This window comes from Streptomyces sp. NPDC018029, from assembly GCF_044327655.1.
Taxonomy (GTDB): Bacteria; Actinomycetota; Actinomycetes; order Streptomycetales; family Streptomycetaceae; genus Streptomyces.
In genome coordinates this window covers 13,735-24,605 of the sequence record NZ_JBIRFV010000006.1, presented here as the reverse complement: position 1 = coordinate 24,605, position 10,871 = coordinate 13,735, and the positions used below count along the sequence as shown (strand labels likewise).

The window sequence follows — 10,871 nt, the reverse complement described above, 5'->3', positions numbered from 1 at the left end:
AACAGATCCTTTCTCAGCCCCGTGCGGGGAAGGTGAGCGTGATCATCTGCGCCAGGTGCCGTTCCGCGCCGCGCACATACAGGTGGGGAGCGCCCGGGAACAGGTGCAGGGTGAAGTCAGCCGAGGTGTGCTCGCGCCAGCCGGCGAGCTCCGCCCCGTCGACGCTGTCGTCGTCTGAGCCCGCCAGCACGGTCAAGGGGCAGGGCAGGGGTGCCTCTCTTCGGTGCGTGTACGTCTCGCAGAGAGTCAGGTCTGCACGGAGCACCGGCAGCAGCAGCTCCCGCAACTCGGCGTCCAGGACGTCGAGATCGCTTGCGGCGAGCAGTTCGTCGTCCGGCAGCCCGTGCCGCGGGTCACGGTCCGGCAGGCCGGGGGCCCGCATGCCCGACAGGAACAGGCGCTCGGGCAGAGGAGCGCCCAGTGCGCGGAGTCGCCGTGCCGTCTCGAAGGCGATCAGGGAACCCATGCTGTGCCCGAAGAAGGCGTACGGCAGGTCCGAGTGGCCCGCGATGAGCGGCGCGAGCGCGGCCACGGCGTCGTCAAGAGACGTCAGGGCCGGTTCGGTGAACCGGTTCTCCCTGCCGGGCAACTGGACCGTGCAGACTTCGACGGTGTCCGGTAGGTGCGCCGCCAGCCGGTAGGCGGAGGCGCCTGCTCCGGCGTGCGGGAATACGAAGAGGCGCTGTCGTGCGGTCCGGTCACGGCTGCCGAGCCCGCGCAGCCAGACCGCCGCGAGGTCGGTGGCCGTCATCGTGAAGCTCTCGCCGAGCGCGGGGTCAGGTCGGTCCACACCTGTTCGATGTGGTCCAGGCACTGCCTTCGGGTGCCCTGCGCGCCGGTGGCGGTCCAGCCGGCGGGCAGCGCACGGTCGGCGAACCAGACCGAGTACTGCTCCTCGTGGTTCACCACGACGACATACTGGTCTTCGGTGGATCCGGAAGTCGGTGAGACGGTCATACGTCAGGCCTCCGCCCCGGTGAAGAAGTCGGTCACGCGGTGGCCCCGGCCCGCGGCGACCACCCGGTCGTGCACCCACTTGCCGACGGCGAGATCGAGTACGCCGAGTCCGAACGGCGAGAAGACCGCCGGCCGTTCGTGATGTCGGACCAGTCGCCCGCAGAGCAGGTCGGCGAGGGTGCCGTCGATGAAGTCACGGTTGCCCGTGCGCAGTTCCGTCAGGTGCAACGAGGTGCGTTCGCGTACGGCGTGGTCGACGTCGTCGGTGAAGTTCTGTGCGGTGAGGATCACTTCGGGGGTGAGGTCGCGCAATGACAGGTGGAGGACCACCGGGTTGTGGGCCAGCAGCCGTGGATCATGGACGTGGGGTTCGGCTGCCACCGTGGTCAGCACCACGAGGTCGCAGTCGGTGAACGCGTCCTCCACCTGGTCGGCGACCACGACCTCGGCCTCCGTGTGCTCGGCCAGAGCGGCACCGAAACGGCCCGCCGCCGCCGTGTCGAGGTCGAAGAGCCGAAATCCCTCGATCACCCAGTCGAGATCGCGCAGGAACCGCCATACGTGCCGGGCGATCAGACCCGTTCCCACGATGCCGACGCGCCGGGCGCGGCGCGCGCCGAGCAGGGTCTGCGCGCCGAGCACCGCGGAGGCCGCGGTCCGCGTCGCCGAGACGATCGAGGACTCCATGCAGGCGAACGGGTAGCCGGTGGCACAGTCGTTGAGCGTCAGCGTCGCCGAGGCCCGGGGGATCCCGTGCCGCGTGTTGTCCGGGAAGCTGGCGATCCACTTGTTGCCCGCGATCTCGAACGCCCCGCCCAGGTAGGCCGGCAGGGAGATGATGCGCGACCGGTCCTGGTGCGGGAAGCGCAGGAACGAGCTGTGCGGGTTCGAGCTCTGCCCTGCATCGTGTGCGAGGTAGGCGGCACGGACGACCTCCAGGAGTTCCGGGCGGTGGCGATCCGTCTCGGCGGCGATGTCGCCCGCACCGATCACGGTCAGGGGCGGTGGGACTGCGTTGGTCACGGAGTGGTGCTCCTTCATTTGACGGCCAGGTTCTCGACGCCGGGAGGCTGTGCCGCTTCGGCGCCCAGTTGCCGCAACCACATGGGGTCATAGACGGTCCCGGCATAGGCCTGACCGCGGTCGGCGGCGATGAATGCGACCCGGGGACGACGTGGTCCGGGACGGTGACGTGCGAAAAAGTCCTGAACGGCGGCGTAGACGCTGCCGGTCGAACCCCCTGCGTACAGGCCGTACTCGGCGGCCAGCACGCCGCACGCCTCAGCGGTACGCGTCTCGGAGACGATCTCGACCCGGTCGATCAGCGCCTGACCGCACAACGGCGGCACGATGCTGGAACCGATGCCGGGGATACGCCGCTTCTTCGGCGGCCCTCCGAAGATCACCGACCCTTCGGCGTCCACCGCGACGACCACACAGCCCGGATGTGTCTCCTTGATCCGGTGAGAGAGGCCGGCGATCGTGCCGCCCGTGCCCACACCGACGAAGAGGTAGTCGAGCCGGCCGGCCTGCGCGAGCAGCTCAGCCCCGGTGAACCGGTAATGCGCCTCCCTGGCATCCGGGTTGGCGTACTGGTTGGGCCAGTAGACCGAGCCCAGTTCGACGAGCACGTCCTGAACCCGGGACAGCCGGCTTTCCAGATAACCACCCGTCGTGTCACGGATCGACACCTTCTCCACCCGCTCGCACAGCAACTGAAGTTGGGCTTCGGTGGCCTCATTGCAGTTCGGGTCGATGACCGGGACGAACGAGATGCCGAGCATTCGGCAGTAGAAGGCCAGGGCCAGTGCGAAATTGCCGGACGACGACTCGACCACCGTGGTGCCGCGCGCTATGTCCCCACGGCCGATAGCCTTTTCCAGGATCCACAGCGCCGAACGGTCCTTGCTGCTTCCGGCGGGATTGCAGAATTCCAGTTTGGCGACGAGGTCGCACCGCTCATCCCGCAGCGGAATCAGCGGAGTTCCCACAAGACCCCTGCGAATCCGGCTTATCTGTTCGATCAGGGACTGATCAGCACGCCTGTGAAGCATGGGCCGAGTGTGGCACGGGAGCTATTCGGGCGACTCAACCACGACTCAATCGCGACGCGCCGAGGCGCTAGCAGTAAGGCTCCCAGAGCTCGTCCTCCAAGGCTTCGGATATCGCGGGAGAGGAGTCGCGCAAGCCGGTGAGCAGTGCGCGGTTGTGCTCGCGGATCTCGTCGTCGTACCCGGCCAGCGGGCTGTCCTCCGACAGGTCCAGCAGCCACAGCGGCCGGAGTGTCGCGCCGCGCAGTGCCTTTCCTTCCGCGGTCCCGGTGCCCGCGTGGAGTCGGCGCACCCCTGGGAGCCTTGCCTGCATGTAATAGGTCAGGTTGAAGTACTCGGCGGCCGACGCGAGTCGGTCGTGGTCGAAGCCGAGCGCCCGCAGGTAGACGGTGTCGCCCCAGCGGTAGTACAGGCAGAAACCGACAGGCGGTTCGCCGGGGCGCGAGCACAGCACCACTTCGGCGCGCGAACCGGCGAGATCGCCCTGCTTGCGGAACGACTCGGCCACCGCGGCAGCGTCGACGGTGTTGCCGTAGCGCAGCAACGAGCGGACCAGCAGCCGGGCCACGTCCCGCCAGGACTCGGCGAGCGTCCGGTGTTCCACCTCGTATCCGACTCGCTCGAACTTTCGTATCTCGCTGCGGATACGGCGGGCCCGGTGCGCCGACATCGAGGCCACCCAAGCCTGGTGGCCACCGGGCGGGATCTCGATCCAGGCGTCGGTCTGCAACGCGACCGGGGCGGTCCGCACCCCCGCCGCGCGCAGCGCCCGCACGTCCTCGGTGGTCAGGTACATCGCCACGCGGGCGATCTTCGAGTCCTCGTGCAGCGGGGAGCGCAACGTCCGGATCGCGTCGAGCACCGCGGCGGCGGCCTCGGTGCGATCGGTTCCCTCGCCGGTCAGCAGGTGCGTCAGGTAGCCGCGGCGCTGGCCGATGAGCAGACCGCCGGGCTCCGGTGCCGGCAGGCCGCGCGCGGTGAGCACATCGTGCCACCGCAGGTGCGGGTTGGGCTCGTCGGTCACCGCTGCCACGGGGATCGCGGCCCGGCCGCCGCCCGGGGTGTCCACGTGGAGTCCGCCGGAGACCGATCCGGGGTCGAGGGCGCACAGCCGCAGCCACAACGCGGACGAGTAGAACCTGCCGCCGGCGAGCCGGTCCCACTCCGTGTCCCCGAGCCCGCCGGTGGCGTCGGCGAAGGTGTCCGTCATGGCGGTCATGTGGCGCCTCCCATGGTTTCCGTCCGACCGTGCCCGCGAGTGCACCGCGCGATCGGACTCCGAGTGTGCCGAACAGAAAAAGGCAACTGGTGCCGAGCCGAATTCCCCGGTCGACACAATGCGTTCCTTGACCGGACGCTCTGTTGGCAGAACCATTTCTTTCGGGGCGCTCAAGCACTCTAGTGTTAACACAGGAATGCCGTGCCCATGAGGGACGCCAGCGGGTGATTGAGTCGTGGTTGAGTCACGCATGAGATCGCGGTGAGAAGGTGATTGCTACGGGCCGAGAGGCCTGTTCACCATCGAGCAGGAGTGGGGATTGATGTCGGCGGAACGGGTAACGGCTCAGTACAACGAGGAGTTCCGCACCCCGGGCAGTGAATTGCCCGGGGTCGCCGCACACGTCAAGGACTTCCGCACGCTCGCACCGTGGCATGGCGAGTATCTGCCCAGACCCCTCTTCGTCGCCGAGCGCGAGATCCGCGAGTTCGCCGATGACCTGCAGAACCTCATCGACATACTCTTCTCGTTGCCGGACCGGATGTTCGGCGGTGATCTAAACGCTTTCCGGTCGGTGCTGGGCATCAATGACGCCCACTGGGAGGCGATACGGCAGTTCGGTGACGTGCCGCCCCCCTCTTTCGGCCGGGCCGACATGTACCACGACGGCACCTCGTTCAAGCTCCTGGAGTTCAATCTGGGGAGCGAGGCCGGCGGCTGGGGCCTCGCGAGTGAGATCTCCCGGGCGACGATGGAAGTCGGCGCCTTCGCCGACTTCGCACGCCGGAACCGGCTCGGCCACGTGGACCCCATTCGCGCCGTGGCGGAGGCACTGCGTGGCTTCGGCGCCCGGGTGGCACCCGGCCGTGAGCCGGTGGTGGCCCTGCTGGAATGGCGCGGTGGTCTGGCCGACTACGGCGAACTCTGGCGCAACTTCCAGTCCGCACTGCTCTCGGTGGGCCTCGAGATCCTGGTGGCCGAGGTCTCCGACGTGCACGAGCGCGACGGGGCGCTCCACCTGGGGGACACGAGGATCGACGTGGCCTACCGCGCCTTCGTCCCGGACCAGATCGCCGAGGAACCCGGCGGCTGGGACCTGATCGCGCCCCTGGTGCGTGCGCACCGGGCGGGCGGAACGCTGCTGTGGACCCCGCTCTCCAGCAACATGTATGCCAACAAGGCCTGCATGGCGCTTCTTTCGGACCCCGCGTGGCGCGGCTTCCTCAGCGCGGCCGAGTGCCGACTCGTCGACCGGGTGCTCCCCTGGACCCGGATGATCAACGCTGACGTGCTGCGGAACGACGCCGGTCTTGTCGACGAATGTGTGCGGCGGCGCGAGCACTTGATCCTGAAGGTCAACGCGCGTGGCGGCGGAGCCGGCGCCGTGGTGGGCTGGCAAACGGACGAGGCCGCTTGGCGGCGGGCTCTTGAGGACTCCGCAGCTGAAGGATGCGTCGTACAGCAGCGAGTGGTCCCCCGGGCCGAGCCGGTGGTGGACCCGGTATCCGGGGAAACCAAGGTATGGCATGCGGCCTACGGCTTGTTCTACACCCCGCAAGGCTGTGCGGGCTCATTCGCCAAGGTGGTCCCTGCCGGTTCGGGCGGCATCATCTCCATCGCGGCCCACGCCGAGGCGTGCAGCGCGGCCGTCTTCCATCAGAGCGACCCGTCCGTCGACGCGGCGGAGTAGAGCGCTCATGCTGCCGCGGCTTCCCTCTCCGCCCTCCACGTGGCGGCGCATCCAGACGGCTTGGGGTCTGCCGGACCTCGTGGGACAGGGCCGCTTCGTCACGGCCCATCTGATCGACAGCCTGGGCAACGGGTTGGTGATGGCGTTCACCGTCGTCTTCTTCGTGAAGACGACGTCGCTGCCCCTGGTCGCCGTTGGGGCCGCACTGACCACAGGCCAGTTGCTCGCCCTGCCCGTGCCGCCCGTCATCGGGCCCCTGCTGGACCGATACGGCCCGCGCGCGGTGGTCGCTGCGGGCAACTGGCTTTCAGTGGCCGGGTTCATCGGTTTCCTGTTCGCGCACGCGGTCTGGCAGATCGTGGTGTGGCAGTTCGTGGTGCAGCTGGGTGCCACCGCCTTCTGGATGGGCAGCAGTCCGCTCGTCGTGCTGGTCACCCGGGGCGTCGAGCGGGCCCGTTGGTTCGGCTTCGTCCGTGCCCTGCGCAATGTCGGCGTCGGTTTCGGCGGCGCCGTGTCCGCCGTGGCGCTGAGCATGGGAACCGTCGCCGGGCTGCGGGCGGTCATGGTGATCAACGTGGTCAGCTTCGCCGTCGCGGGCTGGCTGGTGATCACTCTCCGGGCCGCGGACACGGACGCGGTGGCCGGCGCCGGGCCCGCGGAGCCGGAGCGGACGGCCGGCGAACCCGCCGGAGGGACCTCGGGCGGCTATCGCGCCGTGCTGAAGGACACCCAGTACCTGCGGTTGGTCGCCGCGAACATCTCCTTCGTCTTCGCCTCCACGGCGCTCACAGTGCTGCTGGCCGTATACGCGACGGACGATCTCGGGGTCGGCGGCTGGATCGTCGGTGTGTTCGTCGTGCTGAACACGGCCATGGTGGCGCTGCTCCAGACGCTCGCGAGCCGGTGGATCGAGGCTCACCGGCCGACGGCTGTGCTGGTGCTGGCCCTCTTGTTCAACACAGCGGCGTTCATCGTCTTCGGCACGCTGCTCGTGCTGCCGGGGCGGGCGGTGATCGTCGGGCTGCTGATCGCGATGGTGCTCTACACCGTGGGTGAGATCCTCGGCTCGCCGCCGACCGGAGAACTGAGCGTGGTGATGGCGCCCGAGGAGTTGCGGGGCCGCTATCTGGGGGTCTACCAACTCTCCTGGTCGGTCGGCGGTGCCCTCGCCCCGGCGCTCCTCACGGCGCTCTCGCAGGGCGGCGCGGCGCTGCCCTGGGTGTTCCTCGCCACGATCAGCCTGCTGGCCGTACCGCTGGTGCTCGGGCTCGACGGTGAGGCGTCCACCAAGCCGGGAAGTTAGCGCTTCCGCGAGGCCGTGGGCACGATGCCGGCGATCGGGTCAGCGGCCCACGTGGTGGCCGCCCTCCGCCGGAAGCACCGCCCCGGTGGTCCAGCGGCTCTCGTCGGAGAGCAGGAACAGGGCAGCCCGGGCCATGTCGTCGGCCGGGGCCACATGGTTCATCGGTGACATGGCGGCGAGATGGTCCTGGACGGCGGCGGGGAGCATGTCCCACATCTCCGTGCGCGTGGAACCCGGCGCCAGGGCGTTGACGCGCACATCGTGCGCGGCGAGCTCCAGGGCGGCGCTCTTGGTGAGGCCGTGGACCGCCCACTTCGAGGCGACGTACTCCGAGATGCCCGCCACGCCGACCATGCCTCCGATGGACGAGACGTTGACGATCGATCCGCCGCCGTTGGCGAGCAGAGCACGGATCTCGTGCTTCATCGACAGGAAGACGCCTCTGGCATTGACCTCCATGACCCGGTCGTAGACGTCGGTGGGCTTGTCGTGCACGGGGGTGCCGTCACTGGTGACGCCGGCGGCGTTCAAGGCACCGTCGAGGCGGCCGAACCGCTGGACCGCGGTGGCGACCGCCGCCTCGACGGAGGCTTCGTCGGTCACATCGAGGGGGACGGCGACAACATCGGTGTCCTGATTCGACGATTCGGCGGCCAGCTCCTCCAAGCGGTCGAGGCGCCGCGCGCCGGCGATGACGGTCGCCCCTTCGGCGGTGAAGCGCCGTACGGCGGCCTCGCCCATGCCGGCGGACGCACCGGTGATGAGAATGACCTTGCCCTCCAGTCTCCGGGCCCGGAGGGTGAGCGGTGCGGGATTGCGGTGGGAACGCGTGGTCATGCGAAGGCTCCAAAAAGGGCGGCAACGGGTGAGGAGACGGTCGTGGACATGCACCACGTCTGCGACGACCGCTCCCCTCGACGATGAAGGCCGCCCGACTCCAGTACCAGAGACCGCGTTTGGCTAGGACCGGCAGGGCGACGCTGCCCTGCCGGAACTGGGTGACCATGGACGCATGAAACGCAAGGAACTCGCCCGTTGTCTGCGCGGCTGGCGCGACCGCCTCACTCCGGCGAGCGTCGGACTGCCCCCGGGAGGGCGTCGACGCGCACCCGGTCTCAGACGCTCGGAGGTCGCGCTGCTCGCCGGGCTCTCCGTGGACTACCTCGCCCGCCTCGAACAAGGACGAGCGGGCAACCCGTCGCCGTCGGTGGTGGAGTCCCTGGCCCGGGCGCTTCGCCTGTCCGACGACGAGAACGCGTACTTCTTCCGGCTCGCGGGGCACGCCGATCCGCGCGTCAACGGCATCAGCAGACACATGTCGCCCGGGGTGCGACGCATGCTGGACCGGATGACCGACACCCCGGTCCTCGTGCTGGACGCCGCGTGGCAGGTGGTCGCCACCAACCCTCTGCTCACAGCCCTGTTGGGAGAGCTGTCCGCGGGCACGGCACGCGACCAGAACCTGTTGTGGCGGCACTTCACCGGCGTCCCGTCCCGCGTCGCGACCTCCGCCGCCCAGGATGCCGCTTTCGAGTCCGCGGCCGCCGCGGACCTGCGGGCCGCCGCCGGACGCCACCCGGACGATCCGCTGCTGCGCGACCTCATCGCCGACCTCCGCCGAGCGAGTCCGCGTTTCGAGTCTCTGTGGCAGGAACGCGCCGTGGCCCGCCATGCCTCCAGCCGCAAGACGATCCACCACCCCCAGGTGGGTCCCCTGACACTCGATTGCGACGTCCTCACTGTCGAGGGCAGTGACCTTCGTGTCGTTCTTTACACAGCCGTCCCGGGGTCTTCCGACGATCACGCGCTCGAACTGCTGCGGACCATCGGTACCCAGTTCTCGCAGAGCGCGGCGTAGCCGTTGCTTCCCGCCGGTCCGGCGTGGAGCCGGGCCGCAGGGAGAGGCGCGGCAGGAAGTAGGCGACGAGCGGTCCGATGCCGAGGGCGTACACCGCCGTGCCGATGCCGACGGTGCCGCCGAGCAGCCATCCGCCCACCAGGACCGATGCCTCGATGAGGGTACGGGCGACGAGGAGCGGAACACCCAGCCGCGCGAGTCCGGTCATCAGCCCGTCCCGGGGGCCCGGCCCCCAGCCGGCCCCGACGTACAGCCCGGTGGCCACCGCGGTGCCGACGACGCCGCCGAGGAGGAAGAGCAGCCGCCACGGCCAGGGGTGTGGTGCCGGCAGGATCCGCAGCGTCTGGTCGAGGACGGGGCCGACGAGGGCGGCGTTCGCGAGGGTGCCGATGCCGGGGCGTTGCCGCAGGGGGATCCAGAGGACGAACACGGCGGCCGAGACCAGGACGACTACGAGCCCGAGAGTCAGCCCGGTGGTGCGGGCGACGCCCTGGGTGAGCACCGTCCACGGGTCCGTTCCCAGGCTCGCCCGGACGAGTAGGGCCGTGCTGGCGCCGTACAGGGCGAGACCTGACAGCAGGAGGGCGGCGCGCCGCGCGATCCGGTCTCCGGCGTGCCTCATCGCGTACCGGCCTCCAGCAGGACGGCGGCGGCGTCCGCGGCGTCGGCCACCGCTCGCGCGGCGGCCTGCGGCCCCTCGACGACCACCCGCCCGGCCACGCCGTCGATGAGCAACAGGAGTTGTGAGGCGATGGGTTCGGGCGCCGTTGTCCCGGCCTCGGCGCACAGCGTGATGAGCAGTTCGCGCAGCCACCGCTTCTCCCGCAGGACAGCCTGCCGTACGGGATCCTCGGGGTCGACCACCTCGGCCGCGGCGTTGAGGAAGGCGCAGCCCCGGGCGCCCTTGGAGTCGTACCGGCGAGCCAGCCAGGAGAACACGGCTGTCGGCCGGGCGGCCGGATCCTCCACACCGGCCAGCCACTCCGCCAGTTCCGCGGCCGCCTCGTCGTGCCGATGCCGCAACGCCGTCGCGGCGAGGTCGCTCTTGCCGCTGAAGTGGGCGTACAGCGTCGGCTTCGACACACCGGCTTCCTGCGCGACCGTGTCCACCCCAGTGGCTGCGAAGCCCCGGTTGTAGAAGACCTCCTCGGCGCTACTGACGAGCTGGCTCCTGGCACTCCTTCGAGGACTCATGAAACTTAACTTACCAGTAAGGCAAGTTTCACGGCGGCCGAGTCACCGGCCGCCCTGCTCACTGGTCGTCGACCGCCGCGCCCTCGTCCGGTGCGGCACGCTCGGTGATCCTCGTGGCCACCCCGCTCCTCAGGACCACGTCCGCCGCGACCGACCCGCTCTTGGTGCTGCTCTCCAACTCGGCCAGGAAGCAGCGCGTCGTGGCCCGCGTGCTGTGCTCGCCGCACAGCACGCCTGCGCCGTACACCCCGGTGCTGCGCGCGACGTAGAACTGCTGCTCCTTGCCGTCGGCACTCACGATGTACTTCTCCGGTGCCAGGTACTCGACAGTCCCGCCCGCGAAGGTGCCGCTCACACCTGCGCCGCCTCCGGCAGGGCCGTCGTCCGCGACGGAGTCGTCGGCCGCGCCGTCGTCCGCCGCGGAGTCGTCGTCGGCCGAGTTGCCCGCGTCGGTGGTGACCGTGGTGGAGGCCGTGCCCGCCTTCGTATCGGCGTCGTTCTCCTGACAGGCCGTGAGGGTGCACGCTCCGGCGACGACGACTGCGGCGACCAGCAGGCTTCTGGCACGACGGGTGTAACGCATGGTGTCTCCTGTACGA

At 69.6% G+C, this 10,871-nt stretch carries 11 protein-coding genes; 3 read left to right on the top strand and 8 right to left on the bottom strand.

What is annotated here, in order from left to right; all coding sequences use genetic code 11:
- Positions 1-13: 13 nt before the first annotated feature.
- The 5 genes from ACH4D5_RS19405 to ACH4D5_RS19385 all read right to left on the bottom strand — a co-directional run bounded on the left by ACH4D5_RS19405 (position 14) and on the right by ACH4D5_RS19385 (position 4,227).
- Positions 14-790: a thioesterase II family protein gene (locus ACH4D5_RS19405; protein ID WP_398303827.1), complete on the bottom strand. Its 777-nt coding sequence runs from the start codon at positions 788-790 to the stop codon at positions 14-16.
- A complete protein-coding gene (locus ACH4D5_RS19400) occupies positions 748-957 on the bottom strand; it encodes an MbtH family protein (protein ID WP_398303825.1) in 210 nt (69 codons plus the stop codon). The genes ACH4D5_RS19405 and ACH4D5_RS19400 overlap by 43 nt, the downstream gene beginning before the upstream one ends.
- Before the next feature lie 3 nt (positions 958-960).
- A complete protein-coding gene (gene sbnB, locus ACH4D5_RS19395; RefSeq protein ID WP_398303823.1) occupies positions 961-1,998 on the bottom strand; it encodes a 2,3-diaminopropionate biosynthesis protein SbnB in 1,038 nt (345 codons plus the stop codon).
- Positions 1,995-2,948 (bottom strand): 2,3-diaminopropionate biosynthesis protein SbnA, encoded by a 954-nt coding sequence (gene sbnA, locus ACH4D5_RS19390; RefSeq protein ID WP_398303822.1) that lies wholly within the window; start codon positions 2,946-2,948, stop codon positions 1,995-1,997. Before sbnA ends, sbnB begins: the two co-directional genes overlap by 4 nt.
- 130 nt (positions 2,949-3,078) lie before the next feature.
- On the bottom strand, positions 3,079-4,227 hold the full coding sequence (locus ACH4D5_RS19385) for a GNAT family N-acetyltransferase (protein ID WP_398303820.1): 1,149 nt from the start codon (positions 4,225-4,227) through the stop codon (positions 3,079-3,081).
- Positions 4,228-4,549: 322 nt separating this feature from the next.
- Between ACH4D5_RS19385 and ACH4D5_RS19380 the strand changes: the two genes are divergently transcribed.
- Positions 4,550-5,917 carry a hypothetical protein gene (locus ACH4D5_RS19380; RefSeq protein WP_398303818.1) on the top strand — a complete coding sequence of 456 codons (1,368 nt, stop codon included), beginning with the start codon at positions 4,550-4,552 and terminating at the stop codon, positions 5,915-5,917.
- Between the two features lie 7 nt (positions 5,918-5,924).
- Positions 5,925-7,220, top strand: coding sequence for an MFS transporter (locus ACH4D5_RS19375; RefSeq protein WP_398303816.1), 1,296 nt, complete (start codon positions 5,925-5,927; stop codon positions 7,218-7,220).
- Between the two features lie 39 nt (positions 7,221-7,259).
- Here the strand turns inward: ACH4D5_RS19375 and ACH4D5_RS19370 are convergent, their stop codons facing one another.
- A complete protein-coding gene (locus ACH4D5_RS19370) occupies positions 7,260-8,057 on the bottom strand; it encodes an SDR family NAD(P)-dependent oxidoreductase (protein WP_398303814.1) in 798 nt (265 codons plus the stop codon).
- A 175-nt stretch (positions 8,058-8,232) separates the two neighbouring features.
- Between ACH4D5_RS19370 and ACH4D5_RS19365 the strand changes: the two genes are divergently transcribed.
- Complete coding sequence (locus tag ACH4D5_RS19365) at positions 8,233-9,078, top strand: helix-turn-helix transcriptional regulator (RefSeq protein WP_398303812.1); 846 nt, start codon at positions 8,233-8,235, stop codon at positions 9,076-9,078.
- A gap of 618 nt (positions 9,079-9,696) precedes the next feature.
- Here the strand turns inward: ACH4D5_RS19365 and ACH4D5_RS19360 are convergent.
- Together ACH4D5_RS19360 and ACH4D5_RS19355 are read right to left on the bottom strand one after the other, a co-directional pair.
- Positions 9,697-10,272, bottom strand: coding sequence for a TetR/AcrR family transcriptional regulator (locus ACH4D5_RS19360; protein ID WP_398303810.1), 576 nt, complete (start codon positions 10,270-10,272; stop codon positions 9,697-9,699).
- 58 nt (positions 10,273-10,330) lie between these two features.
- Complete coding sequence (locus ACH4D5_RS19355; RefSeq protein WP_398303809.1) at positions 10,331-10,855, bottom strand: hypothetical protein; 525 nt, start codon at positions 10,853-10,855, stop codon at positions 10,331-10,333.
- Positions 10,856-10,871 lie beyond the last annotated feature (16 nt).